Origin of the sequence: Paraburkholderia eburnea (assembly GCF_002917095.1) — a bacterium.
GTDB lineage: Bacteria > Pseudomonadota > Gammaproteobacteria > Burkholderiales > Burkholderiaceae > Paraburkholderia > Paraburkholderia eburnea.
Genome location: NZ_PQGA01000006.1, coordinates 1 through 26,286, shown reverse-complemented (window position 1 = coordinate 26,286; position 26,286 = coordinate 1). Strand labels below are relative to the sequence as shown.

At 61.0% G+C, this 26,286-nt stretch carries 23 protein-coding genes, 4 pseudogenes and 1 riboswitch; of the genes and pseudogenes, 13 read left to right on the top strand and 14 right to left on the bottom strand.

Annotated elements, in window-relative coordinates; translation table 11 throughout:
* Nucleotides 1–38: 38 nt before the first annotated feature.
* The 8 genes from B0G62_RS13735 to B0G62_RS32700 all read left to right on the top strand — a co-directional run bounded on the left by B0G62_RS13735 (nt 39) and on the right by B0G62_RS32700 (nt 9,389).
* The gene (locus B0G62_RS13735) at nt 39–974 is read left to right on the top strand and encodes a respiratory chain complex I subunit 1 family protein (RefSeq protein ID WP_103704757.1); all 936 of its coding nucleotides are present in this window, start codon (nt 39–41) and stop codon (nt 972–974) included.
* Nucleotides 975–978: 4 nt separating this feature from the next.
* Nucleotides 979–1,659, top strand: coding sequence for a hydrogenase (locus B0G62_RS13730; RefSeq protein ID WP_103704756.1), 681 nt, complete (start codon nt 979–981; stop codon nt 1,657–1,659).
* 2 nt (nt 1,660–1,661) lie between these two features.
* On the top strand, nt 1,662–3,140 hold the full coding sequence (locus B0G62_RS13725; protein ID WP_103704755.1) for a proton-conducting transporter transmembrane domain-containing protein: 1,479 nt from the start codon (nt 1,662–1,664) through the stop codon (nt 3,138–3,140).
* Nucleotides 3,137–4,624, top strand: a complete 1,488-nt coding sequence (locus B0G62_RS13720) for a hydrogenase large subunit (RefSeq protein ID WP_103704754.1) — start codon at nt 3,137–3,139, stop codon at nt 4,622–4,624. Before B0G62_RS13725 ends, B0G62_RS13720 begins: the two co-directional genes overlap by 4 nt.
* A 30-nt stretch (nt 4,625–4,654) precedes the next feature.
* Nucleotides 4,655–5,464, top strand: a complete 810-nt coding sequence (locus B0G62_RS13715) for an NADH-quinone oxidoreductase subunit B family protein (RefSeq protein WP_103704753.1) — start codon at nt 4,655–4,657, stop codon at nt 5,462–5,464.
* Nucleotides 5,454–7,448, top strand: a complete 1,995-nt coding sequence (locus tag B0G62_RS13710; protein ID WP_146055272.1) for a proton-conducting transporter transmembrane domain-containing protein — start codon at nt 5,454–5,456, stop codon at nt 7,446–7,448. Before B0G62_RS13715 ends, B0G62_RS13710 begins: the two co-directional genes overlap by 11 nt.
* A gap of 77 nt (nt 7,449–7,525) precedes the next feature.
* A riboswitch (Fluoride riboswitch) is annotated at nt 7,526–7,598 on the top strand.
* A 79-nt stretch (nt 7,599–7,677) separates the two neighbouring features.
* Nucleotides 7,678–8,985 carry a voltage-gated chloride channel family protein gene (locus B0G62_RS13705; protein ID WP_103704751.1) on the top strand — a complete coding sequence of 436 codons (1,308 nt, stop codon included), beginning with the start codon at nt 7,678–7,680 and terminating at the stop codon, nt 8,983–8,985.
* 26 nt (nt 8,986–9,011) lie between these two features.
* Nucleotides 9,012–9,389: a DUF190 domain-containing protein gene (locus B0G62_RS32700; RefSeq protein WP_103704750.1), complete on the top strand. Its 378-nt coding sequence runs from the start codon at nt 9,012–9,014 to the stop codon at nt 9,387–9,389.
* Nucleotides 9,390–9,501: 112 nt separating this feature from the next.
* Here B0G62_RS32700 and B0G62_RS13690 read toward each other — a convergent pair whose 3' ends face one another.
* A complete protein-coding gene (locus B0G62_RS13690; protein WP_244193233.1) occupies nt 9,502–10,707 on the bottom strand; it encodes a tyrosine-type recombinase/integrase in 1,206 nt (401 codons plus the stop codon).
* A gap of 207 nt (nt 10,708–10,914) precedes the next feature.
* Here B0G62_RS13690 and B0G62_RS32170 point away from each other — a divergent pair.
* The 3 genes and pseudogenes from B0G62_RS32170 to B0G62_RS31245 all read left to right on the top strand — a co-directional run.
* A pseudogene (locus B0G62_RS32170) lies at nt 10,915–11,022 on the top strand (IS5/IS1182 family transposase); the annotation flags it as partial.
* A 27-nt stretch (nt 11,023–11,049) separates the two neighbouring features.
* Nucleotides 11,050–11,215 (top strand): annotated as a pseudogene (locus B0G62_RS13685) (IS110 family transposase); the annotation flags it as partial.
* Nucleotides 11,216–11,450: 235 nt separating this feature from the next.
* Nucleotides 11,451–11,870 (top strand): hypothetical protein, encoded by a 420-nt coding sequence (locus B0G62_RS31245; RefSeq protein WP_146055271.1) that lies wholly within the window; start codon nt 11,451–11,453, stop codon nt 11,868–11,870.
* A gap of 44 nt (nt 11,871–11,914) precedes the next feature.
* Here the strand turns inward: B0G62_RS31245 and B0G62_RS13675 are convergent, their stop codons facing one another.
* The 11 genes from B0G62_RS13675 to B0G62_RS13625 all read right to left on the bottom strand — a co-directional run bounded on the left by B0G62_RS13675 (nt 11,915) and on the right by B0G62_RS13625 (nt 22,799).
* The gene (locus B0G62_RS13675) at nt 11,915–12,934 is read right to left on the bottom strand and encodes an XdhC family protein (protein WP_103704746.1); all 1,020 of its coding nucleotides are present in this window, start codon (nt 12,932–12,934) and stop codon (nt 11,915–11,917) included.
* 6 nt (nt 12,935–12,940) lie between these two features.
* Nucleotides 12,941–13,639 carry a hypothetical protein gene (locus tag B0G62_RS13670; RefSeq protein ID WP_146055270.1) on the bottom strand — a complete coding sequence of 233 codons (699 nt, stop codon included), beginning with the start codon at nt 13,637–13,639 and terminating at the stop codon, nt 12,941–12,943.
* A complete protein-coding gene (locus tag B0G62_RS13665) occupies nt 13,636–14,250 on the bottom strand; it encodes a nucleotidyltransferase family protein (RefSeq protein ID WP_244193232.1) in 615 nt (204 codons plus the stop codon). The genes B0G62_RS13670 and B0G62_RS13665 overlap by 4 nt, the downstream gene beginning before the upstream one ends.
* A 32-nt stretch (nt 14,251–14,282) precedes the next feature.
* On the bottom strand, nt 14,283–15,368 hold the full coding sequence (locus tag B0G62_RS13660) for an XdhC family protein (RefSeq protein WP_244193231.1): 1,086 nt from the start codon (nt 15,366–15,368) through the stop codon (nt 14,283–14,285).
* Between the two features lie 8 nt (nt 15,369–15,376).
* A complete protein-coding gene (locus B0G62_RS13655) occupies nt 15,377–16,576 on the bottom strand; it encodes a vWA domain-containing protein (protein ID WP_103704743.1) in 1,200 nt (399 codons plus the stop codon).
* Nucleotides 16,570–17,463, bottom strand: a complete 894-nt coding sequence (locus B0G62_RS13650; RefSeq protein ID WP_103704742.1) for an AAA family ATPase — start codon at nt 17,461–17,463, stop codon at nt 16,570–16,572. The genes B0G62_RS13655 and B0G62_RS13650 overlap by 7 nt, the downstream gene beginning before the upstream one ends.
* Nucleotides 17,464–17,478: 15 nt before the next feature.
* On the bottom strand, nt 17,479–18,105 hold the full coding sequence (locus B0G62_RS13645; RefSeq protein WP_103704741.1) for an SRPBCC family protein: 627 nt from the start codon (nt 18,103–18,105) through the stop codon (nt 17,479–17,481).
* 45 nt (nt 18,106–18,150) lie between these two features.
* Complete coding sequence (locus B0G62_RS13640; RefSeq protein ID WP_103704740.1) at nt 18,151–20,562, bottom strand: aerobic carbon-monoxide dehydrogenase large subunit; 2,412 nt, start codon at nt 20,560–20,562, stop codon at nt 18,151–18,153.
* Nucleotides 20,563–20,578: 16 nt separating this feature from the next.
* On the bottom strand, nt 20,579–21,103 hold the full coding sequence (locus B0G62_RS13635; RefSeq protein ID WP_103704739.1) for a (2Fe-2S)-binding protein: 525 nt from the start codon (nt 21,101–21,103) through the stop codon (nt 20,579–20,581).
* Nucleotides 21,104–21,136: 33 nt separating this feature from the next.
* Nucleotides 21,137–22,003, bottom strand: a complete 867-nt coding sequence (locus tag B0G62_RS13630; protein WP_103704738.1) for an FAD binding domain-containing protein — start codon at nt 22,001–22,003, stop codon at nt 21,137–21,139.
* A gap of 211 nt (nt 22,004–22,214) precedes the next feature.
* Nucleotides 22,215–22,799: an OmpW/AlkL family protein gene (locus B0G62_RS13625; RefSeq protein ID WP_244193252.1), complete on the bottom strand. Its 585-nt coding sequence runs from the start codon at nt 22,797–22,799 to the stop codon at nt 22,215–22,217.
* Nucleotides 22,800–23,165: 366 nt separating this feature from the next.
* Here B0G62_RS13625 and B0G62_RS13620 point away from each other — a divergent pair, with 366 nt between their 5' ends.
* On the top strand, nt 23,166–23,981 hold the full coding sequence (locus B0G62_RS13620) for a LytTR family DNA-binding domain-containing protein (protein ID WP_279629754.1): 816 nt from the start codon (nt 23,166–23,168) through the stop codon (nt 23,979–23,981).
* Nucleotides 23,982–24,066: 85 nt separating this feature from the next.
* Here the strand turns inward: B0G62_RS13620 and B0G62_RS13615 are convergent, their stop codons facing one another.
* A complete protein-coding gene (locus B0G62_RS13615; protein WP_103704735.1) occupies nt 24,067–25,212 on the bottom strand; it encodes a porin in 1,146 nt (381 codons plus the stop codon).
* A 269-nt stretch (nt 25,213–25,481) separates the two neighbouring features.
* Here B0G62_RS13615 and B0G62_RS13610 point away from each other — a divergent pair.
* Nucleotides 25,482–25,825, top strand: a pseudogene (locus tag B0G62_RS13610) (transposase); the annotation flags it as partial.
* On the opposite strand, the pseudogene B0G62_RS13605 reads toward B0G62_RS13610, so the two are convergent.
* A pseudogene (locus B0G62_RS13605) lies at nt 25,811–26,080 on the bottom strand (helix-turn-helix domain-containing protein); the annotation flags it as partial. The pseudogenes B0G62_RS13610 and B0G62_RS13605 overlap by 15 nt on opposite strands.
* Between the last annotated feature and the right edge of the window lie 206 nt (nt 26,081–26,286).

The window sequence follows — 26,286 nt, the reverse complement described above, 5'->3', positions numbered from 1 at the left end:
ATCGACGTTCGACACGCAGGTCGATCAGGAGAGGGGTCGTGAGCGTGCGCGACATCCTCCTTCAGATCGGCCAGGTCGTCACGGTGCTTGTCCTCTCGCCGCTGCTGCAGGGCGTGATCCTGCAATGGGAGGAACGCGTTCAACGAGGGCGAGGGCCCGGCATTTTTCAGCCGTACCGGGATCTGCGCAAACTGCTTCACAAAGAGATCGTCGTTCCTGAGACCGCGTCCTGGATCTATTGGTGTGCGCCGGTTGTCGCGTTCACCTGCATGTTGACGGTCCCCATCCTCATTCCGGTTCTTACTGATTTTCCGCTTCCGCTCTCCGACATGGGGGATATTCTGGGCGGCGGACTCATTTTGACCTTAGGCTCCTTCGCCATTGTTCTGGCGGGTCTTGACTCGGGGAGTGCCTACGGGGGGATCGGCTCGAGTCGTTCAGTCATGCTTGGCATTCTGGCCGAGCCGACGTTGATTCTGGTGCTCGTTGGAATCACGTTGCTGGCCAAGGCCATGTTGCCGTTCGTCGTCAACCATCTGCTGGTGCAACAGCCCTCCGTTTATTGGAGTCCGGCACACCTGTTCCTTGTTTTTGCCTTCTTCGTCCTGCTGCTCGTGGAGACGGACAGATTGCCGATTCATTCAAGCACGCACATTGAGGTTTACATGATCGAGGAGGCCCGGATTCTGGAGTATTCCGGGCCATTGCTGGCGCTGCTGAGATGGGCGTCGATGATGAAGCAGTTCATCCTCTTCACGATTTTCTGCAATGTCCTCACTCTGCCTTGGGGACTTTCCCGGCATGGCACTGCGATCGGCGCACTGGCTGCGGCCGCGGGACTTTTCGCACGGATGCTTGTCGTCGTGCTCGTTGAAACAGCCCAGTCGCGCCTGCGCTTTTTCCGCTATCAGGAACCGCTTGCGGCGTCCTTCATGCTCGCGGTGCTTGCCATCGCTGCAAATCAGTTACGGTGACCCGATGTTGCTAGCCAACCTGAGCCCACTCGCCGCGTCGCTGTTCAGCCTCCTCGCAATCGGAAGCCTTCTTCTCGCGTTTGTGATGCTGGGTTCGCGATGGCTCAAGGATTACCTGCTCGCCTTTACGGCAGAGTCCTGGTTGATTGCGATTTTGTCTGCCGCAGTGGGCTACTATGGAAATTACCACGAGCTTTATTTTGTCGCAGTACTGACGGCTTTCTTTCGCGGTCTTGTGCTGCCGTATCTTATCTGGCGGATCATCGCGCGCCTGTCTGTCGAGCGGGAATTGCATGTCACGTTACAACCAGGGTCTTGTCTCGTGCTTGGCGCGCTGCTCGTGCTGTTTGCCTTCGTGGTTGCGAATCACCTGGGAAACTCGCTGGGTCTCGGCGGTACGGTGGTTGTGCTCGCGCTCACCGTCATGCTCTCGATGAAGCTCATTGGCTTTCTGATGCTCGCCGTGCGTCAGGAGGCCATCAGTCAGGTGCTGGGCCTGCTGGTCCTGGAGAATGGGATTTTTCTCGGCTCACAGATACTGGTGCCGGGCATGCCGCTGCTGATTGAGCTGGTACTGCTGTTCGACCTGCTCGTCATCGTGGTGAGCTTCGGTGTCCTCGTGCGCTATCTGGTCGCCCATGTGGGCAGTACCAGCAGCCGTGAACTCAGGCGGCTCGTGGGGTGATCATGATCGAAGCGTGGCTTGTGATTATCGTCATCGCACCAATAGTGTCCGCCGCGATTGCGGGCGCCAGCCAGAACAGGCATGTCGCGGAATACGCCAATCTCCTGGCGGCCATCGTGTGCGCCGTGGCGTCCTTGTGGCTTGTCGCGCATGTCGAGGGCGCAAGAACGTTCATCAATGGTTATGTGTTATTAGACGCGCCAGGAGCATGGACCCTCGTCTGCACCTGCATTGTCTATTGCCTCGCATCGATTTACGCAGTGGGCTATATGCGCCTGCTTCGGGAGGAGGCGGCAAGATTGCCGGGTTTCTATGCGTTGTTCTCGCTGTTCGCAGCAACGATGATCTGCGGCCCGCTGATGAACAATATCGGTGTTTACTGGATCGCCATTGAGCTGACGACGCTGGTGAGCACATTTCTCGTAGGTTTCGAGCACGGCCAGGAGGCCATCGAGGCCGCCTGGAAGTACATCATTGTCGTGTCGGCAGGTATCAGTCTGGCGCTTCTCGGCACCGTGCTTTTCTACTGGGCGGGAAGCCTGGTACTGGGACCAACATATGACATGACCTGGCAGACGCTGCGCGTTGCCGCCCCTCGTATGAGTCCATCGCTCGTACAGACGGCCTTCCTGCTGGTGTTGGTCGGGTACGGAACCAAGGCTGGTCTCGCGCCGATGCACACATGGTTGCCTGACGCCCACAGCGAAGGGCCGGCGCCCGTATCCGCCATGCTGTCCGGGGCGCTTCTGAACACGGCGATGCTTGGCGTCGCGCGCTTTCTGACGATCACGGACGCGGCCAGCCGGTCGTATTTGCCGCGCACGGTGCTCGTCGCATTCGGTGCATTTTCGCTCTTTGTCGCTGCGCTTTTCATCGTGCGCCAGGAGGGCATCAAACGGCTGATGGCCTATTCCAGTGTTGAACATATGGGTGTACTCGCGCTGGGGATTGGATTTGGCGGCCCGCTGGGTATCGCTGCCGTGATGTACCACATGCTCAACCATTCGCTGAACAAGTCGCTCATGTTTTTCGGCGCGGGAAACGTGATGCGGGTCTATGGAACCAAGGATATCGACGCGATCCGTGGAGTATGGGCGCGATTTCCGGTGACCGGGGCGCTATGGATTGCGGGCGCGGTTGCGATAACCGGAGCACCGCCATTTGGCCTTTTTCTCAGCGAACTGACGCTCATGCGTGCGGGTTTCGCGACCCCAAACGCGTGGGCAGTCATTGTGCTGTTGCTGCTTCTGATCGTCATCTTTATTGGTTTTCTGAATCACTTCAGGGTCATGTACTTTGACACCGGAACACCCATCACAACGCCCGCTTTAATTCCAGGCGGCATTGATGTCAGCGCATGGATGACCGTACCCATGTGGATGGCGCTGCTGCCGGTGTTCGTGCTTGGAGTCTGGTGGCCGCAGGAACTGTGGCACTTCTTTGAGACCGTTGCGGCCGATCTCGGTGGAGGCGCTCGATGACTAACTGCGAATATGCGTCTCTGACAATTGACGAACTTACGACACGCGCGAAACAACTGCTCGCGGATGGAGGGCGATTTCAAGGGGTGTATGCATGGTACCCCTGTGGGGCGAATGCCGAGCTACGGTACGTTTTCACGTTACCGGGGCAAGAGAAGTTCAGTGGTTGGCGAGTGGAGGTGAATGGGCGTGCGGTGCCCAGTCTCGCCGCAATCAGTCCGCTGCTCGGCTGGCATGAGCGCGAAATCATGGAAATGAGCGGCGTCGCCTTTTCCGGGCACCCGGAGCCCGAGCGTCTGGTGACCGCATTCCTGCCACACACGGATCGCGGTCCTCTTGAGCCCTTAACCGCTAATGGCGATAGCGTGGCGGCGCGCCTGCCGGCGCCGTCACTCCCGGCGGTATCGGGAAAGCATGTCCAGTTGCTGCCATTTGGGCCCGTGCGGGCGGATGTGCTGGAGTCGGCCCAATTCATTTTTTATTATCTGGGCGAGGGCATTCTTCACTATCACCCCAATCTTTTCCTGAAACACCGTGGAATGGAGAAACAGTTTGAAGGCATGGATGTCGGATCAGCGACATTGCTTGCGGAAAGGGTGACGGGTATTGACAGCGTGGCGCACGCCATCGCTTACGCGCAGGCAATCGAAGACGCGGCAAACTGCGAAGTATCCGCTCGCGCCCGGTGGATCCGCCTGATTGCCGCGGAACTGGAGCGCATCTACAACCATCTTCACTACCTCGGCCATCTTTGCCATACCACAACCCTGAAAGTGGGCGAGGCGCAGGGCAAGCTGCTCGAAGAGTACGCGAAGCAGATCAATGCACGCGCCAGCGGCAGCCGCTTTCTGCGCAGCCTCGTCTGGCCGGGGGGCGTCAGACGTGAGCTGGATCTACAAGCGCTGCGGGACGGGTTGCGCAAATTAAAGCCGCAGATTGAGCAGTACATCGGGTTGATCGAAAGGACGACGAGCCATCTTGACCGTCTGATTTCCACCGCGCCCCTGAGTCAGACACTTGCATTTGACCAGGGCGCCACGGGTCCGATTGAGCGCGCATCAGGTGTAGATCGCGATTTGAGGCGTGACCATCCGTATGCAGCTTACGACACGTTCCCGCCGCAAGTTGCCGTCGCTCATGCGGGTGACGCCGCCGCCCGTATGCAGGTTCGCATTGCCGAATTGCGTGCGAGCGTCGCACTGATCGAAAGCGTCCTCAAAAATGGCGTGCGCCAAGAGCCTCTGGGCGGGCCATGCATACCGGAAGCGGGTTCTGAGGGGCTAGGGTGGTGTGAGTCGCCACGCGGAACGATTCTCTATGCCGTGCATCTCGACGCGCAAGGGCGACTGGGGCGCGTGAAAATCAAATCGCCATCGTTTGCCAACTGGCGAGTATTTCCGTCGACGGTCCACGATAGCAACATGATGGACTATGCCATCAACGAGGCAAGTTTTGGTTTGACCATTTCGGGCTGCGCCCGTTAGCGGTCAGATGCCTTTCGAGGAATACGTGCCATGTCACTCTGGACCTGGTTTGGACTCAAGGAAGGCACAGCGAGCACGGACTGGCCGCTCAAGGACGGCGACGACGGGCAGTCGGGTGTGCTCGGCATGCCGCGCTACGATCCGTCAAAATGCAAAACCCAATGCGAGGTGTGTGTCGAGGCTTGCGTTACCCATGCCATCAGCTTCGTGTCGGCAGCGCATGAAGTGGCAACGCCGGAAGTCGACTGGGGGCGATGTATCGCGTGTCAGCGTTGCACGCAGGTCTGTCCCACCGGTGCCTTTGCCGAATCGGCCGACTGGGCATTGGGCGTCAGTGCCAGGCGCGACCTCAAATGGGGCGAGACGGCACCTGAACAGCACACGGCCAAGCTGGAAGAGGGCAAGGACCGCGCCTTCCGTCGCAGCCTGCATATCCGGCACGTAGACGCAGGGTCGTGCAACGGCTGCGAGTCGGAGCTTCAGGCGCTGAATAACCCGTTCTATAACCTGCATCGTCTGGGTATTTTCTTCACGCCGTCACCCCGTTTCGCCGACGTGCTGCTGGTGACGGGACCCGTCACGAAGGCGATGCAGGGACCGCTCGTCGAAACATGGCAAGCCATGCCGGCGCCCAGATGGGTGATCGCAACCGGGACCTGCGCGGTATCGGGCGGCGTGTCGGGCGGCAACTATGCGTCCGGCACCGGTCTTGACGGCGTGATACCCGTCGACGTCTATCTTCCTGGCTGCCCGCCTAATCCGGCCGCGCTCATTCACGCGTTGCTGATGATCGTCGGGCGGGCTGAGCAGCGAATGAGGGGAGGCCGGATTGAACGCTAACCCGTTATTCGCCATAGCCGTTGCAACGTGGGCCGCAGCCGCGCTTCTTTCTCCCGTGCGTCGTGCGCATGGAATCATCCGCGCATTGCTCGGTTTCGGTTGCCTGCTCGGGACGCTTGCGTGTCTCGTCGCATTGCCCTTTGGCTCGGTACCCGTATCACTGGGCGTCTCTCTGGCTTCCCAAGCCGTTTCGTTCGCCATCGAGCCGTCCGGCTTGTGGTTGCTCGGATTTGGGCTCGTACCGGCGATCTTTGCCTGCTGGTTGGGCTCCCCACTCGCACGCAGCTCGGGCCGCTGGTACGCCGGCGCGTCTTTCGGTCTTCTTGGCGCGCTTGGCGTCTGCGGCCTTCAGGACGGCATCTCACTGCTGGTTGCCTGGGAGGTGATGAGCCTCGGTGGCGCACTGATGCTCGTGGGAGAGCGTGCGGAGGAAAACGGGGCAAAGCCGGTTCTGCTCATGCTCGCGCTTCTGGAGGTCGGGACGATTGCGCTTATATTCGCCATCCTCCTCCTCGATCACGCGGCGGGGGGCATGGGTCTTGCACTTTTCGCGGGTCATGCGGCGACGTTCAGCGACGTGGTGTCATGGTTTGCTGGTATCGCGCTACTCGTGGGGTTCGGCGCAAAACTCGGCATGCTGCCCTTCTACGAATGGTTTCCCCGTGCCTATTCGAGCGGCAGCGGAGCGACGGGCGCATTGTTTTCGGGGGTGATCCTCAACGCCGCGTACTTCGCGCTGAGCCGTGGCTGGAATGGCTGGCTCAATGTCGCTGTTCAGGACCACACTGCGTTTGGACTTGGCGTCATCGCCATTGTGCTCGGCGTCATCAGTGCCATTCTGGCCGTGCTCTTTGCGTTCCAGCAGGATGACTGGCGTGCATTGCTGAGCTACTCATCAGCGGAAAATGCGTCGATCGCCATTGTCATGCTGGGCGTGACGCAGCTATTTCGCGCTGACCATCTTGCCGACCTCGCGGGGTTGGCCTGGACGGTGGCGATGCTCCACCTTGCGGGGCACTCGCTCGCCAAGGGCGCACTGTTTCTCACTGCCGATGGCGTTTTCCTGGCATCGGGCAGCTACGACATTGTCCAGCGCGGCTGGCTCAAGCGCAGCGGCTTTCTCCTTGGGCTTGGCGCCGTCTTTGCCGTCATGAGTCTTGCCTCGGTGCCGCCGCAGGCGGGCTTCGTCAGTGAATGGTACGTGTTCCAGTCGGTCTTCCAGGGCTTCCACCTGTCTTCGTTCATTGGCAGGCTGGTACTGGTGCTGGCTGGCGCCGGGCTTGCGCTTGCGGCCGCCGTTGCCCTGGCCACGTTCGTGAAGGTTTTCGGCCTGGGACTGCTCGGCTTGCCGGACGTTGATGGGATATCGATCATACCCCGCTCAAACGCGGTCTCGGTCGGTATTCTGGGTCTCTGCGTGCTGGCCGTGGCGGTAGGGGCGCCGCTCTGGCTCAACGCCCTGGCGGCTGGCGCACAGGCGCTGTTTAGCGCCAACAGTCCGCAGGCAATGGTGGCCGGCTGGCTCCTCGTCCCCCTGACGGACAGGTTTGCCTTTATCTCCCCGTCCAGGCTGATCATCGTGATGCCATTGCTTGCGATCGTGCCGCTCGCGCTGCTGTGGCTAACCAGGCGGCGCGCCGTGCGGCGGGTCCCGGTCTGGTTTGGTGGCATGACCACGGATCAGCGCGACGCGATGACGACGGCATTGACGTTCTCGAATGCGATGCGCACGTTCTACAGCTTTGTGTATCAACCGACCATCAGTGCGGAGCGTGAACACGAACAACGTGAATACTTCATCAAGCGGCTCGTGTTTTCTTCGGGCGTGACGGATCTGTTCGAACGGCACCTTTTCGGTCCTGCAGTAAAGATCGTGATTATTTGCGCGGAAAAACTCCGGGCCATGCAATCGGGGAACCTGAATTTTTACCTCGCATTAATCGGAGGCTTGCTGATGGCGATTCTGCTTCTGACGCTTGTTTAGCGGCGAGCGTTGTTCCAATCCCCATTTTTCCTCGGGCATCGTTATTGCCGGGCGACGGGTTTGTCCCGTAGAATCACACGTCTTTCGGAGATGGCATTCCTCCCGTAACCGCCCCGCATCCTTGCGGCGGCTGATGATGCCTACGAGTTCCTGGGTGCAGGAGGTCGTAGGCCGTCTATGCGACGCCCACTGTCGCCCAGGTTTGACGCACACTCAAATCTGGATCGCAATGAAACACCTGAAGTCCTTCGAGCAGTTCGCCATGGTGCCTTATCTGGCCCGCTGGCTGCTCCTTTCGACCATCCTCGGCGCGCTTGCTGGCACGGCCTCCGCTGTCTTCCTCTATGCGCTTGACCGCGCAACCGATTTTCGCCTCGATCATCCGTGGCTGCTGTGGCTGTTGCCGCTTGCGGGCTTTGCGGTGGGATGGGTCTATTACCGCGTCGGTCAGTCTGTCGAAGGCGGCAACAATCTACTGATCGACGAGATACACGATCCGCAGAAAATCGTTCCCAAGCGCATGGCGCCTCTGGTTCTGGTCGCAACGGTGGTCACGCACCTCTTTGGCGGCTCTGCGGGCCGGGAAGGAACCGCGGTCCAGATGGGCGGTGCACTGGCCGATCGGGTCACCGAACTCTTTGGGCTGAACCCGCAGGAGCGGCGCATCCTCCTCATGGGCGGCATCGCAGCTGGTTTTTCGTCTGTCTTTGGCACACCGCTGGCAGGCGCGATCTTCGGTCTCGAGGTGCTGGCCATCGGCCGGCTTCGTTACGATGCATTGCTTGCGTGCATCGCATCCTCGGTCGTTGCCGACCAGGTCTGCCGCATCTGGGGCATTCACCATACCGTCTACAGCATCCCGCATATTCCGCCGGTGACTGCTCTGGGGCTGGGCTCAGTGATCGTCGCGGGCATTGCATTCGGCGTCGTCGGCATGCTGTTCGCCGATTCAACCCACGCGCTTTCCGGCTTCATCAAGCGCAAGATCGCATACGCACCGGCAAGACCGATTTTCGGCGGGGCGATCGTTGCCGTTGCCGCCGTGGTGCTTAACGTTCCCCAGTTCCTGGGGCTTGGCATTCCGACGATTGTTCAGGCCTTCAACGGACCGCTTCCAGTTTACGACTTCGCCGGCAAATTTGCCTTCACCGTCGTCACGCTTGCGTCGGGATTCAAGGGCGGTGAGGTTACGCCCTTGTTTTACATCGGTGCCGCGCTGGGTAACGCACTGGGTCACGTGCTTTCGCTGCCGATCCCGGTGCTGGCCGGTCTGGGCTTCGTCGCCGTGTTCGCGGGGGCGGCGAACACACCGATCGCTTCCACCATCATGGCTATCGAGTTGTTCGGTTCGGAGATCGCTGTCTACGCCGGAGTGGCCTGTGTCGTGGCCTATCTGTTTTCAGGCCATACCGGGATCTATCGCGCTCAACGCGTTGGCCACGCAAAACATCCGTTGCTGCCTGCCGGTATGCGACTTGCCGACATACCGGCGCTTCGCCGTGCGCGTCGCACCGCGGCTGCGCCAACTGAGTCGTGACTTCCGAAACCCTTCACGTACAGACCATGTCAAAAATGATTTCGCTGCGCCTGTATTTCCATCATTCAGAGCGCGCGCATGCGCACCATCCAGTGCGTTTCTGGCAACGCCTCACGCGCCCGAGCCTGGCACATCATCTCCTGAATCATGCCAGGCGTGCCGGTATTGAGCAGGCGGTCCTGCATCGCGTTCACGCGGGTTACCTGAATGGCGACAGACTTCACCACGAGCATGTCGAGACAGCCCATCATCGCTTCCCGCATTGCATCGAACTGATCGATCTCGAAAGCAAGGTCAGGGAGTTCTGGGGCACGCATGGGAAAGGTCTCAAGAACGTCCGTGCAGTCTTTCTTCCGTGCGAGGTGGCAACGCTCGAGGGATACGCCGGAGCGCCAGAGCGCTGACCGATACGCGGTTGCTGACGTTGATCCGGACGATTCACGCTGAAGTCAGAGGCGCCTACGGCTCATTGTCCACGCCTGACCTGGAGCGCTTCTCGACTTCGATTCCGAATCCTTATTCAGCCGGTCGCTTTTTGCCATCCCAGTTCATACGATGACGCTCAGTCGTCTCGCGATAGCGTTCGTCGTCCTCGGTATGCAAATACAAGCTCGTAGTATTTAAAGAGACGTGTCCAAGGTTGTCCCGGATCGTTCGAAGATCTACGCCACCATCAGCCTGATGCGAGCCTGCCGTGTGTCTCAGCCAGTGTGCGGAGGCTCGCTCAAGCTCATCGGCGCGATCCGAGAATTCGGGACCCTGATCGCGCAACCAGGTTGCGGCACCGCTGAAGACGCTCTTGATTGCATCATGAACGGCCGAGCGTGACAGACACCGCGCCTTCCCCCTGAACGGCAGGATGAGAGGGGTTTCATCGGCACGTGTGGGCAGGGCGGACAAGCCCATCGCCTCACGGTAACGCTTCAGCTCCTGAATAAGCTCCGGCGACGCTGGCACAATGCGCTCCTTGTCGCCTTTGCCCAGCGTTTCCAGCCACCACTGGTCGCGACCGTCTGCCCCCAGGCGCCGGAAGAAATTCCCCATCTGGCCACCGGCGACTTCGGAGATCCGCATACCCTGCAAGTAGAACAAGGTCGTCAGCCAGCGACCGCGCGCGTAATAGGCTCGCTCGCCATCCGTTTCCCGTGGAAGCTGTTCGACGAAGGCCTTGACTTCATCCCAGAGTGAGATCGAAAGGTATCGCGTGACACGCGGTGCGGAGCGTTTGGCTCGCTGCCGCAGCAAGGCCATTGGGTTGCCTCGCAGGTATCCAGCGCTTACAAGCCAGGTGAACATGCCATTGAGGATGACGAGCGCCTGACGCTGACTGGCTGTCGAGAGCGGGCCGTTGAACGGGCGCCAGCGAGCATCCCCACGGGGATACTTGCCACCGTTGGCAGAAATCCAGCGATCCGCCGGCTGCGGGTCAGCCAGAAACGTCTTGAATACCAGCAGGTCTTCGTGCGTGAGCGACGAAAGCGGCTTGCCCAGTTGGGCGACACCCCATAGCAGCAGGCGTTCGGCTTCCTTGCGATAGTTGTCGAACGTCGTTTTGGTGTCGGCGTAGTTCGTGAGCCAGGCCCGGACAGCATCGAGATCGTTGTCGGCCGAGAGCTGTGACTTGCCGGCTTCGCCTCGATTCGTGCCCATGCGTCCGTCGAGCGCCGTTGGCACGATCAGCGACTCGACCGGCTGGATGGTGACAATTTCGGAGGTTTTCACGTCGGGATGGCTCCAGATGGAGCGCGGGCTTTGCAAATTTTCTGATCTAACACTACACGACATTATAACCGTAATGTCGTGTAGTTTGTGACGATCGTTAATAATCAACCGTAATACGACAAATTATTTATTAAATTCAAACGGGATCCCTTCCGCGTTTTCCAGATGCTGTTTAGTTGTCTCCAGGTGCCGTGGCGCCTCAACCAGTGGACAAGACTCGTTGTGTGGCTACCCGCCAGCGTCTGGCAACGCATCCACTGCGCGTTATCAGCCGAGTTGCGTCGCCGTGGAGAAATCGACCTCTCGCGTACGGTTCGCCGACACCAGCGAGAGGGGAAGTCCATGCCTATTGCCGCTATCGGAATCGATCTTGCGAAGAACGTCTTCACCGGTCACGGGGTAGATGAGACCGGTAAAGCGATGCAGATCAAACCGCATGTACCGCGATCAGTTGAGGATCTCGATCGCGCAGTTGCCTGCGTGCCTCATTGGCATAGAAGCGTGCTCCAGCGAACAGGAGCGCTAGGCGGCCACGCGCCCAACGCGCCACAACACCGGGCGTCTACGCAATTCGTTATATTTCGCTGTATATTACGAAATCATGTTCCGGCCGATTCCGGTTGCCTGAGGCGAGAACTCCCATGCATGATCAACGATTTCGACGTGCGCACGCGCCAGGTGCGGAAAACACGAAACAGTCGCCATCCGGACAGCTCCACCGCAGTGGCTCCCGGCGTACGCGATTGAGCGAGCTCGATTCATACATTCACTGTTCGGTGATCGGTACGTGCCTCGCCAACGTAGATCTGCACGAAATTGTTGCGCGCTTCGCGGGGCTTGACCCAGATCGGGCGAGCCCCTTCGAGATGCACCATGCCGCAGTGCAAATCGCCGCCGAAGAAGGTCGGGGCGCCGAGGCGCTGCACGAGATGCTGGACAATCGTTACGATGGAGAAATCAGGCGCTTCGATCATGCGCGCGATGAGAACGAGCTGCACCGACTGTGGACTGCGGCGCGGCGATGCGGCGGGACGGCCGGTGCCTATTGGGCATTGATGACCCATCCTCATGCGACGTGCGAATTGCGCCAGCGTATCGTAGGCGAGCTGCACGGGCTTACCTACCTGATCGCTGAACAGTCATCGGTACCCGAAGCTGATTGAACGTCTATGTGAACGTCTATGCGGCTCGCAAAGACGCGAATTTGCTACACCGTCGAAAGCGAGTCGATGCAACGCGCGCGTTCTATCAGTAGCACTTCTGGGATCGATCGACGCTGCAAGACCGGCACTTGATATTTGGCTGCGGTGATCTCTGCCAGGATGGAGATTGCAATTTCCGCCGGCGTGCGCGAGCCGATGAACAGGCCGGTCGGCCCCTGCAATCTGTCGACCTGCGCACGCGTCAGGTCGAATTCAAGCAGACGTTCCTTTCGTCTTTCGGTGTTGATTCGGCTGCCCAGTGCGCCCACATAGAAAGCCGGTGATTTCAACGCTTCCATCAAGGCCATATCATCGAGTTTCGGATCGTGGGTCAGGCCTACGATCGCGGTATGAGCGTCAATTTGCAGTTCGGCGATGACATCGTCTGGCATTCCGCACGACACCGTGACGCTGGGTAGGCCGAAGGTTGCACGAAACTCCTCGCGCGGATCGATCACAACGACGTCATAGTCCGCGCCGATCGCAATCTGGGCAACATATTGCGATAACTGACCCGCGCCGACCAGTACCAGGCGCCAGCGCGGACCATGAATTGCCCGCATGATGCGACCATCAAAAAAAAGCGTATCGGTACAATCCGTGTCGCACAAGGTCGACTTGCCTGTATCCATATCCAGTACGCGCGCTGTGAGCTTCCTGGCAGCTGTGCGTTCGAGCAGCATTCGCATCACCTCGTATTCGGGACGCGGTTCGACGACAAGACGCAGCGTGCCGCCGCAGGGCAGGCCGAAGCGCGCGGCTTCTTCACGGGAGACGCCATAAAGGACGCTCTGTGGCAACGTGGTCGCGAGGATATCGCGATTGACCCGATCGATCAGGTCGTCTTCCACGCATCCGCCCGACACCGAGCCGACCAGTTGCCCGTCATCGCGAATCGCAACCCACGCACCCAGCGGCCTGGGAGCGGAGCCCCATGTTTGCACCACAGTCGCGAGCGCAACCCGACGCCCGGTTGCGAGCCATTCGATGCAGGCCTTGAGGACGAGGTGATCGGTGCTATCCATTCGAGATCAGGTTGCCGGAATCGTGGTTCTACGTAGTCGTTTGCTGGCACGATGGAATGCCGCATGGGCGACCATGCCCCAGACCATTCCCGCGAACATGCCGCCGAGCATGACGACCGCGCTTCCATCGAACGTCGAGCCGCCGATGAACCCCATACCGGAGCGTTCGCAAACTATCGAGCCGAAGGTCATGCCGACGAGCATCCAGACCGGGCAGGCGGCGTGACGCAGAGACGCGACGCACAGCGATGGATGTGTACCGGATCTTGTCAGTCCGCGCAGGGCCACGGCGCTCAATCCAAAGGACAACATACCGATGTGCATCGCAGGCAGCGCGCGCCAATGCAGGTACGAAACCTGGAGAGGCCCGGGCGTCGCGCCCGCGCCGCACTGCGACGCGATCAACGCCAGGCCGGGGCCGCGGGCGTCCAGCGCCAATCCCGCGAGCATCCCGAACGTTCCGAACAGCAGCATGTTTCGCGACAGGTGTGCTTCGGGATCGGTGGACGACAGACGGCGCAGCACCAACCAGCCAGCGAGCGCGAGGCAGGGTGCGAGGCACAGCGCAGGCAACGGCAGTCCTGTTGCGCCTGGCCGAAGCGCGGCCAGCGCAGCCCACGGCCCGACGACAGCGGCCAGCCACGCAAGGTGCGAATCGGGCCCTCGCCTGAAGATCGTCGGAATGGCCAGAGAACGCGGTTTCATGTCGAAAGTCTGTCAGGAACCGTCTCTGGCATAGACGCCAACCGCGCGAGGACGCGTGCGTAATCCTCGGGCGTATCCATGTCGATCGCAAATCGGTCGTGTTTTGCTTCATGGACGAACACTTCGTCGGGATGCTCCGCGATCAATTTCTTGCAGCCGGGGTTCACATGTCCGCTGACCACCTCCGTCGCGTAGCTCGACGAAAACGCCACTGGGTTGCCGCGCTGCCCATTGCACGAAGGCACCAGGATGGAACCATAGGGCATCGTGCCGTAAGCGTCGATCAGTTCGCGGTAGTCGCCGGGTTCGAGCAGGACCTGATCGGCGAGACACACCAGCACGACGTTGCACGGCGCGTTGAGCGCCGCCACGCCCGCCGCCACCGAGGTCATCTGGCCTTGCTCGTAATACGGATTGAACTGGAATCTCACCGGCAAGCCGTCGAGTGCTTCGATGACGGCGCGGCCGTTGAAACCGGTCACGACCACGATTTCTTCGGGGCCGGCCTCGAGCAGCACGCGCACGGTGCGCCTGACCGCGGGTTCGCCATCGATCGGCAGCAGGAGCTTGTGGCGGCCCTGCATCCGTGATGAGGTGCCCGCGGCCAGCATTACAGCGGAGAATAGCGGCGCCGTTGTAGCGTTCATACGACCTCCCGTTGTCGCCGATCCTCGACGATCGCCAGATATTTGTCGGGCGCGCGCTCGAACTCCAGCTTGCAGCTATCGCAGCAGAAATACACGCGCTGCCCGCCAGCCTCGACGACGTGCTTCGCCGATGCGATATCGATGCTCATCCCGCACACCGGATTGACGTAGCGCGCGGGCGGTTCGACCGACGCCATCGATTCGCACGGCGGCACGGCGGGCAGCACAGGCAGTACGTCGGCTCCGGCGGCGTGTTGGTCCGGCGTATCGGCAGCGGCCTGTTCCAGCATCCGGCGCAGCATCACGAGTCCCGCCACCGCGCCAAGCGCGATTTCCTGTGGCGTGCGTGCATGAATGCGAGGTCCGGCAGGGGCATGCAGCGCGGCGAGCCGCTCTTCCGTGATACCGCGTGCGCGCATCGTGTCGCGCAGTTGATCCGACTTGCGCTGGCTTGCGATCAGCAGCACGGCTGCCGCCGAGGTTCGCAAGGCGGCCTCAAGTGCCTCCTCGTCACTGTCGCCCTGAGTGGCGACGAGAATCAGTTGCGGCCTCAGCAGGCGCAACGCGTCGGCATCGAAACCCTGGATGACCCGTGGTATGCCGAGCGGCGCAAACGGCTCGGTCACGCTCGCTGCAGCATGGACGCGCAAGCCCATGCGTTGCGCGAGCACGCAGGCTTCGAGGGCGGCGGGCGTCGAGCCGAGTATGAGCACGGCGGGCGCGGGCACCGACGGCTGAATGAAGAGTTCGATCGTGCCGTTGCTCGCGCAGGGCATCGCATGATGCTCCACGCCGGACTCCGGCGCGATCTCCGAATTGCTGATGCGAATCAGTTTTGGCTGGCCCGATCGCATCGATTCCTGCGCGGCCTGGACCACGATCGCCCGGGAGCAGCCGCCGCCGATCCAGCCATGCAGCGTGCCGTCGTTTTCCACTACCGCTTGCGCGCCGACCCACGTCGACGTGGGCGGCAGCGCCCGGATCACAGTGGTCACGGCGAACGGGCGCGCCTCTTCGGTGAGCCTTTGTTCGAGCTGGATCAGCGCCTCGGCGTTGATCGCGGAATTCATTGACGAGTTCATGGCGCGGCTCATTGCAAAAGGGACAACACGTGCGGCAGCACGCGCTCCAGACTGACGAGATCGCTCGCGCCGGTCATGAGGTCGAGATAAGGCATGGCGGCCGCCATGCCGACGCTGCTCGGCGTGAAGCCGGGACGGCCGGCGAGCGGATTCAGCCAGACGATGTACCGGCAACGGCGCCGCATCTTGCGCAGCGCCTGTTGCAGAAGCGCCGGGTCGCCTGCGTCGTAGCCGTCGCTGACGATCATGACGGCGGTGCGCGAGTGCAGCAGCGCGGCCGCGTGCCGCTGGTTGAATTCGTCGAGACTGTCGCCTATGCGCGTGCCGCCGGCCCAGCCGGCCGAGAGCAGTTGCAGCCGTTCCTGTGAACGCCACGGGTCGGGGTCGCGCAACGCCTGCGCAACACCGACGAGCTGAGTGTGAAAAATGAAGCAATGCACATCCGACAGGCGCGCGCTGATCACCCGCGCAAGCCGCAGAAAGAAGAAGCTGTACAGGCTCATCGAACGGCTCACGTCCAGCAGCATGACGATGCGCGGCCGCACGCGCTGTTTGCGGCGCCACGCGAGTTCCAGCGGCACGCCGCCGTGAGCCACGCTCAGGCGGATGGTGCGCGCCATGTCGATGGCACGGCCTGACGCCGCGCGTCGTTCGCGACGCATCTGTATGCCGCGCAACCGCTGCACGAAACGCCTGATGGCTTCGTCGATGGCGAACAGTTCGTCGGGCTGATTCAGGTGCCGGAAATCCGCATGCATGAGCGACGTTTCACGGCTCATGCCGTGCTCGGCCGTCTTGCCGTCGGCCTGCGCGGCATCGGCGCCATGGCCCACCAGGGACAGCGGCGTGCCTTCGCTGGTATCGCGTGCCGCGCCGTCGCCATGGGTCGTCAGTTTGCCTGCGCCGCCCACACGCGTTTCGACCAGGGCATGGCGATTTGGCGCGAGAAACCAGGCATCGAAGAGTTCATCGAAACGCCGCCATTCTTCGGCGCGTGAGCAAAGCCACGCGCGCAGGCTCCAGCGCAACAGCAGGCTATCGAATTGCCCTGTACGCTGAGCGACGTCCATCGCCCCAGCCATGTCGCTGCTCGTGACATGAAAGCCGTTCTCGCGCAGCCATCCCGCGAAGCCGACATAGCGGGACATCATGGCGTCGGCCAGTTCGGGCGGCGCCGTGTCGGTGGCGTAGTGGCTATCGGTCAGCATGCGGCCGCCAGTCGCTCAACCACTGGACGCGTGAAGCCCGCCTGATCGTCGCGGGTCTTCACCAGTGCCGACAGCGAATCCATGATCCGGTCGATACCCTCTTCGTCGAAGGTGCTGACGCCGAGACGCAGGAGTGCCGCCGCCCAATCCAGTGTCTCGGCGATGCCGGGTTTTTTCTGGATGTCCATCTGCCGAACCGCCTGGACGAATTCGACCACCTGTTGCGCCAGTTTCGTCGGCATCTCCGGCGCCTGTGCGCGCACGATCGCCAGTTCCTTCCCGAAGTCCGGGTAGTCGACGTAGTGATACAGGCAGCGGCGGCGCAGCGCGTCGGAAATCTCGCGGGTGCCGTTGGAGGTCAGGATCACGATGGGCCGCTCGGTCGCGCGGATCACGCCCAGTTCCGGAATCGATATCTGGAAGTCGGACAGCAGCTCAAGAAGATAGGCTTCGAATGCTTCATCCGTGCGGTCGATTTCATCGATCAACAGAACGGGGGCGGGGGTCGTCGTGATCGCTTCCAGCAGTGGGCGCTTAAGCAGATAGCGCTCGGAGAAAATGTCCTGTTCCTTGCTGGCGAGCGGCCGGTCGTCCTGTTCGAGCAGCTTGATGGCGAGCAGTTGATGCTGGTAATTCCACTCGTACAGCGCCGAATGGACGTCGAGTCCTTCATGGCATTGAAGCCGGATCAGCCGCGTGTCCGACAGCCGCGCGAGCGCCTTGGCGACTTCCGTCTTGCCGACCCCCGCTTCACCTTCGAGCAGTAGGGGCCGCCGCATTTCCAGCGCCAGCAGCAAGGTGGCCGCGAGGCTGCGCTCGGCGATGTAGCCGTGACGCGCGAGGCGCTGCTGCAGGTCCAGTACGTTGCTCATGCGGTCCGTGAACATGACGGCCCTCGTCGCTCAGGCGGCCTTGTGCGAAAACAGCCCGCGCAGCCAGTCGCGCAGGACCGCCCACGCAAGCGCGAGTCCATTCAGCTCGGCCGCGCGGGCCGGGGCGGGCGCGGCGGCTGCCGCCTGTGCAGTGGTTCCCGCTGCCGCCGGATCATCGGCTGACGGCGCGGCCTGCGGCGCATCCGCGCTCTGGACTAGCGCGGCAAAGTTGGCGACGAACTGTTTGAGGATCTGGTCGGCCACCGTATTCATCATCCGGCCGCCGAATGAAGCCGCCTTGCCGCTCATCGCGACTTCGCTTTTGCCGACCAGCTCGCACGTTGCGCCGCTCGCCTGCACGGTCGCGACGAGATCCATCGATGCGCCGGACGTGCCCGTCGAATCCGAACCCTTGCCCACGAGATGCAGGGTGCGCTGCGCGGCATCGAGTTCCAGCACTTCGATATTGCCCTTGAACGACATCGCGGCCGGTCCGATCTTCACCGTGACGGTGCCCTTGTAATGCGTCGCGTCCACACGTTCGGTGATCTTCGCGCCGGGCATGCAGCCGCCCACCGCCTCGATGTCCTGCAGGCACTGCCACGCGGCATCCGCCGTGGCTTCGAGAGGAAATGCCTTTTCGATGACGACTTTCATTGAATCATCCCCTGTCTATACGGATCGTCCGTCCTGACCCGCGCGCTACGGTCGGGCGAGTCCGAGTGAGTGGCTTTGCTGCCAAACGCGATAGGCGTTGTGAGGCATGTTCATGTGGGTGACGCCCAGGTGCGCGAATGCATCGACCATGGCCGAGGTGAAACACGGAATCGAGCCCACGTGCGGCGATTCCGCTACGCCCTTCGCGCCGATCGGGTGATGAGGAGAAGGCGTCACCGTAAAATCCGTCTCCCAATGCGGCGTTTCCACCGAGGTCGGCACGAAGTAATCCATCAGCGTGCCGCCCAGCAGATTGCCTGCTTCGTCGTACGGCAGTTCCTGTCCCATCGCGACCGCAAAGCCTTCGGTCAGGCCGCCGTGAATCTGCCCTTCGATGATCATGGGATTGATGCGCGTGCCGCAGTCGTCGAGCGCGTAGAAGCGCCGCACCCGCGTTTCACCGGTATAGCGATTGACGTCGAGCACGCAGAGGTAGGCGCCGAACGGGAACGTGAAGTTGGGCGGATCGTAGTAATCGACCGCTTCCAGGCCCATTTCCATGCCTTCCGGCACGTTGTTGTAGGCGGCCCATGCCACCTGCTTGAGCGTCTTGAACTGTTCCGGCGACCCCTTGAGCACGAAGCGGTCGATATCGAACTCGACGTCGTCCGGACTCGCTTCGAGCAGGTGGGCCGCGATCTGGCGGGCCTTCTCGCGAATCTTGTGCGAAGCCCGTGCAACCGCCGCGCCGGCGACCGGCGTGGAGCGCGATCCGTAGGTGCCGAGCCCATAGGGCGCGGTGGAGGTATCGCCTTCCTCGACCGTGATCACCGAAGCGGGAATACCGGCCTCGGAGGCGATGATCTGCGCGTAGGTGGTCTGGTGTCCCTGACCCTGCGTGATCGTGCCCATTCGCGCGATCGCCGAGCCGTCCGGATGCACGCGAATCTCGCACGAGTCGAACATGCCCACGCCCAGGATGTCGCACATCTTCGACGGACCCGCGCCAACGATCTCGGTGAAGGTGACAATGCCGATTCCCATCAACCATTCCGCGTTCGGGTCGGCGCGGCGGGCGGCTTGCTCGGCGCGCAGGGCAGGGTAGTCGACGGCTGCCAGCACTTTCCTGAGCGCGGGTTCATAGTCGCCCGAATCGTAGTCGAGCCCGAGCGGCGTGGAAAACGGAAACTGGTCTTTGCGGATGAAATTGCGCAGCCGGATTTCGGCCTTGTCGATACCGAGCTTCTGCGCGAGGACGTCGACCATGCGTTCGATCAGATAGACCGCCTCGGTCACCCTGAATGAACACCGGTAGGCCACGCCGCCAGGAAACTTGTTGGTATAGACGCCATCGACTGACACGAACGCGTTGGGGATGTCATACGAACCCGTGCAAACATGGAACATGCCGGCGGGCCACTTGGTCGGATCCGCGCACGCGTCGAACGCACCGTGATCCGCCGTGACGTGCACGCGCAGCGCCTTGATCCGGCCGTTGCTGTCCGCGGCGAGTTCGCCCGTCATGTGATAGTCGCGAGCGAAGGCGGTGGAGCTGAGATTTTCGGCGCGCGACTCGATCCACTTGACGGGCCGCCCCAGCACGATCGATGCGACGATTGCCACGACGTAGCCCGGATACACGCCCACCTTGTTGCCGAAGCCACCGCCGATGTCCGGCGAGATGATGCGGATCTTCGACTCCGGAATCGAGGACAACATGCCGACCACCGTGCGCACGACATGCGGCGCCTGCGAGGTGATATAGACCGTCAGATCGCCGCGGACCTTGTCGAACGACGCCACGCAGCCGCAGGTTTCGAGCGGACACGGATGCACGCGCGGATACAGCATGTCCTGCCGGACCGTGACGTCCGCGTTGTCGAACGCGCGCGCGGTCTTGTCCTTGTCGCCGACGTTCCAGGTGAAGATGTGGTTCGGATGCTTGCGGGCGCCGTGCGCGCCCGTCTGCTTGTCGCGGATGTCTTCCCGGATCACGGGCGCATCGGGTTCGAGCGCCTTCAGCGGGTCCACTACCACGGGCAGTTCCTCGTATTCCACTTCCACCAGCTCGGCCGCGTCGGCCGCGACGTAGCGATCATCGGCGACGACGAACGCGACTTCCTGGTTCTGGAACACGACTTTCTCGTCGGCGAGCACGGCCTGAACGTCGCCCGCGAGCGTGGGCATCCAGTGCAGCTTGAGCGGCTTGAGATCGTCCGCTGTCAGCACCGCATGCACGCCGGGGTGGGCGAGCGCGCGTGACTTGTCGATTTTCAGTATCCGCGCGTGGGCGTACGGACTGCGCACCATGGCGCCGAACAACATGCCAGGCATCTTGACGTCGTCGACATAAGTGCCTTTGCCCTGGATGAAGCGCGGATCCTCGCGGCGTTTGCGCGAGCAGCCCATGCCTTCCAGCGCGGCGAGACGATCGAGATTGGCGTCGATATTTCCCATTGCGTTTCTCCCGATCTCAATGCGCCGAGGCTTCCGCCATGAGCGGATGCGAAGTCTGGACCGCTTCGCCGCGCAGCTTGGCGGCTGCATATTGCACGGCTTTCACGATGTTCTGATACCCGGTGCAGCGGCAGAGATTGCCGGCCATCCAGTAACGGATTTCCTCTTCGCTCGGGCTGGGGTTTTCCTGTAGCAGACGATAGGCACGCGTCAGCATGCCCGGCGTGCAGAAGCCGCATTGCAGGCCGTGTTCCTGCATGAAGCCCTCCTGCAGCGCGTGCAGTTCGCCGCCTTTGGCCAATCCCTCGACCGTCAGCAGTTCCGCCTCGTCGGCCTGTACCGTCAGGAAGGTGCAGGACTTGACCGACATGCCGTTCACGTCCACCGTGCACGCCCCGCAATGGGATGTCTCGCAACCGATATGCGGGCCCGTATGCAGGCACTTTTCCCGCAACGTGTGGATCAGCAGCTCGCGCGGCTCGACCACCACGTCCGTTTGCGTACCGTTCAGCTTGAACGACACCATGACCTTTTTGCTCATCTCATGTCCCCTTGATATGTGTCGGTACGCGTCTCACTGCCTGGCCCGCGTGAGCGACGTGCGCAGCGCGCGCCGTGTCATCTCGCCCGCCATCGCGGTCTTGTATTCGATATCGCCGCGCAGGTCCTCCGCCGGCTCGCAGATTCCCATGGCGAGCCGCGCGGCTGCGTCGATGGCGGCCTCGTCGAGCGGCTTGCCCAGCAGTGACTGTTCGGCGTCGGTCGCGCGAAGCGCCGTTTGCCCGACATTGGTCAGCGCAATGCGCACGTCGCTCACATTTCCGCCTTGCAGGCGAAGCGTGACCGCCGTGGCGGCGGTGGCGAAGTCACCGGTCTTGCGCTTGAGCTTGGCGTAGCAGTAGCCGGATCCCGGCGCGGGCACGGGAATGCGGATCCCGGTCATGATCTCGCCGGCTTCGAGCTGCGTCATGTAGGTGCCGAGGAAAAAGCCGTCGGCCGGCACGACGCGCTCACCGTGTTCGCCAGCAAGCACGAACGACGCATCCAGCGCGATCATCAACGCGGGATGGTCATTGCCGGGGTCTCCATGCGAGATATCCCCGCCGATCGTGCCCCGGTAACGCACTTGCGGATCGGAAATCTGGCGCGCGCCTTCCACGAGCAACGGACATTTCTCTTGCAACACGGTCGACCAGATCAGTTCGTTCTCCGTGGTCATCGCGCCGATGCGTATTTCGTTGCCGACTTCGCGGATGCCCTTGAGCTCGGGGAGTTTTCCAAGGTCGATCAGATGGCCCGGCTCGGCGAACCGGAGCTTCATCATGGGCAACAGACTATGGCCGCCTGCCAGCAGTTTCGCGGTCTCGCCATGCTCGTTCAGCAGCGAGAGAGCCTCGGACAGGCTGCGGGGAGCGTGGTATTCGAAAGGACGAGGGATCACGTGGGGTCTCCTGTTTTTTATCGGTCGGCGAACGGGAGCGTCATCGGCCTGTATTCCTTAAGCATTTCACAGGACGACGCAGCAATTCAACGCAAGTTCTTCAACGGCGGAATAGGTGCGCGAACGACCGGCTAACCGGCGTGAAATACGGCTAGTCCGTTGTGCGTGAGACATGGACGGGGCGGGGGCGGGAAAACCTGTACGCCGGAAATCAGAACTTCACGCCAAAACCGAGGCCGATAATCCAGGGATCGATTTTCAGGGTGCCGATAGGCGCGCCGCCGAGCGTCGCGTCCGTCCTGACGAAGAGTTTCTTGACGTCCACATTGACAAAGGTTCTCTTCGTCACCTGTACGTCGACGCCGACCTGAAATGCCGGCCCGAAACTGTGGTTACTGATCCCGACGCCCTGGCCGCCTGCCTGCAGGGAATTGTTGTAGAACAGCGTATAGTTCAACCCGGCGCCGACGTAAGGGCGGATCCTTCCTTGCGGGTTGAAATGCCACGCAACCGTGAGGGTGGGAGGCAGCAGGCTGACCCGGCCGAGTTCGCCGAGATTGGACGTCACTGTATGGCGTGTGATGCCGAGAATCAGTTCGACGCCAATGTTATTCGTCGCCATGTAGGTGAAATCGAGCTCCGGGACGACGGAGTTGTTGACGTTCGTGCCGAGCGTCGACAACGTCCCCGAAGTCGATACATCCGGTTCAATGCTCAATACCCGGAAACGGGCCAATATATCGCCTTGCTCTGCCTGCGCGCTGGTTGTGCCGGCCACGGCCAGTACAACCACCATGACGCCTTTGGCAATCGGATGGCGTTTCATTTTGTCTCCCGTGTCGGGCTTTTTTCAGGACGTGTTGCTACCGGCTACCGATGTCGAAAAGGTATGGCAGACGAGGCCAGCGGCTGCAGGGCGTGCGCTGATCGCATGGCTACGGCGTGCGTCTGTTTCGGGTAGAGAACTGGTTCCCTCGACTGACAAGGCGGTACACTCCACTTAGCATTTCACAATGCAGTGCGGCAATTCAACGCCATTTTCCCGAGCGGCGCTTTGCCTGCGCCAGTTGCCGGAAAACTTGCGTGAAATTCGGAAAAGGCATAAAAAAGTCAAAAATTGCCTTGAAATCGAAGAAAATTCCATTCGAGGAGGAGACGTCGAATGAATCCGCTGGACCCAGCCCCGACATCGATGCTGCCAACGTCCGAACCACACCGCAATGAGACTTTCCAGCACAAGCTGGAGCAGTTCAATCCGGGGATGGTCTGGCTCGACGCGCAGGGAAACGTGACCGCGTTCAACGACGTCGCGATGCAGGTGCTCGGGCCGGCGGGCGAGCAATCACTGGGGGTAACGCAGGACAGGCTGTTCGGCATCGACGTGGTAAAACTGCACCCGGAGAAAAGCCGTGACAAGCTGCGCTTCCTGCTTCAATCGCAGGATTCGAAGGGCTGCCCGGTGAAGTCGCCTGCGCCGGTCGCGATGATGATCAATATTCCTGACCGGATACTGATGATCAAGGTATCCAAAATGACGGGCAGCAATGGAACATGCGGCACCTGCATGATTTTCTACGACGTGACCGACATTACGACCGAACCCCCGGAGCGTCAGCTGGGGAATCGCGAACCCGCACCGCGACGCCTGTTCAAGATCCCGGTCTATCAAATGAACCGGGTGATCCTCATCGATCTGAAGGACATCGTCCGGTTCCAGGGCGATGGCCACTACACGACGATTGTCACGAAAGACGATCATTACCTCTCCAATCTGTCTCTCGCTGATCTCGAGCTTCGTCTGGATAGCAGCATCTATCTGCGCGTCCACCGCAGCCATATTGTCAGCCTCTCCCACGCGGTGGAGCTGGTCAAAGCGGAGGACAGCGTCAACCTTGTTATGGCCGATGCGCAACGGACGTCCGTGCCGGTGAGCCGGTCGAGAGCGCCACAGTTGAAAGAGATGCTTGGCGTTATTTAGCCGTATTCCAACGCGCTTTCGTGATCGCCCGCCGCGAGCCGAAGCGTGTTCAACGGAAGGCCGCGGGCATCGACCGTCGCAAGATTTAGAACAACTGACGTATGCCCAACGCCACGCCAACGTTATTGGTGCGGCCAATCTTCGTGCCGCTCGAGTCCGCGGCGTAGTCAGCCGCGAATGCGCCATTGCCACGCGAAAAATCCACGGTGCCGTAGATTTCGGTGTGCTTCGATAGCGAATACTCGGCGAGAATAGTGGCTGAATAGTTCACACCGGTACCCAGCGAGCCGTCGAGCAGTGCGGCATTGCGCGTCATGCCGTAATAATATGCAAATGTGAACAGCAGCGGATCGGTCGCCTGCCAGTTCGCGCCGACATAGAACGTGTCGTCGATCCGGTTCGGGCTGACCCGGTCTTTAGTGATAAAGAGGGCGGTCGCCGGAGAATCGGATTGGCCCATGGCCGCGTCGGTCAGACCGGTCCTGTCCTGGTTGCGCAGCCAGCCCGCCAGCAGGCGAACTTTAGGCGTGATCTGATACGCCCCGCTCACGTGCAGGAAATTCTCCTTGGCACCTTCCTTCGTGAGCGCAGCCTCGACGTCGGTCTGCTGGAAGCCAGCATTGATCTGGGCGGGTCCGAATGCATAGGTCAGTTCAACGCCGTAGGTGCTGCCAAGACCGACCGAACCCGCGTTATTGCCAAAGCCGTAGATCGCATCGACGCTCAGGCCATCGAAACTGCCCTTGTACTTGACCGAATTGTTCACGGTCAGGTAATTGCCGATGCCGTTGTACATCCAGCTGTCTTGCCAGTAGTCGCCCACTTCGATCGGATCGAAAATATCGCCGAGTGTGTCGTAGGCCGGGGCGTACTGGTTGCCGAAAGTCAGCGAGCCCCACCGTTTGTCTGAAAGACCTACGAAGGCCTGGCGGCTGAATAGCGTGTTCTTCGAGTGCAGCGCGCCGGTATTGATCTCGAAGCCGTTTTCCAGGCGGAAGATCGCCGAGAGACCGCCTCCGAGATCTTCGCTGCCGCGCAGTCCCCAGCGGCTATGCGTTTCCGGGCCGACATCCATCGAAACCTTGTCCTTGCCGCCCGCAGCAGCATTGGTTTGATAGCGGATTGCGGTATCAAGCAGGCCGTACAGCGTGACCGAGCTTTGTGCGAATGCCGGAGTGGCAATAACCAGCATGGTCGCGGAGCTGCAAATCGCGATGGTTTTCTTGTTCATTTGTCGATATTCCAGATAGACAGTTGTCAGGTCCGTGACAACAACGCGGAGTAGATTCTCTGCGGAACAGAGAAAGCGATTAATCGCGTGTAACGGATATGGACCTTTCTGGCTTTCTCAACAATGTTTTGGCGAACTTGTGATAAAGCGGCTCGGGGCCGCAAGCGCTTGATTGGCTCCTGCGAACAGGAGCCATCCGGAGTGTGTAGTGGATCTAATCGATCCGGACACTGATTTAGGCGAGAATGTTCGCCATGAAGAGGTGTCTGATGAGCAAGCAACGACGTACGTTTTCCCCGGAGTTCAAACAGCAGGCCGCCTGCCTGGTGCTCGACCAGGGCTATAGCCATATGGAGGCGAGTCGCTCAGTCGGCGTCGGCGAGACGGTACTGCGTCGCTGGGTGCACCAGCTTCAAATGGAGCGCGAGGGCGTCACGCCGCAGGGCAAGGCAATCACGCCGGATCAACAGCGTATTCAGGAACTCGAGGCGCGTATTGAACGCCTCGAGCGTGAGAAGGCCATTTTAAAAAAGGCTACTGCGCTCTTGATGTCGGAAGGCATCGAACGTACGAAGTAATTGATCAGATTGGCGCAAGCATCGGCATAGCGCTCGCGGACGATCGATAGCGCCCGGTCTGCCGTTACGCGGTCCAACCGGTTGTTGCCAGGCTTCGAACGCCGGCGGGAGACGAGGCCCTGCGGCCCGTGTTCACGCAGCCGGCCGACGAGCCGGCGAATCTGCCGCGTCGTCAGCCCGAGCCGTTCGGCCGCACGCCAGGGCTTGAGCCGCCCATCTATCACGTCCTGAATGACCTTCAGTCTGTCCAGCTCGCGCATCGTCATCGTTATCCGTTCTGTTGCAGCCATCGCAGCTCCCCAGCGCCGGGTTTCCAGCGGTCGGTCAGCCTACGATCAACTCAAAAAGCGGACATTTGAACTTGGCTAAAAGCGGACATTACAACTTAGCCGTTACAATTCAATGTCGTAGCCATTTCAAGATGTCGCGTTCGCAGCTAAATAGAAATGTCGTGTTTTGCGGGTTAAAAGGTTTGTCTCTAACGGGTTACAGCTCA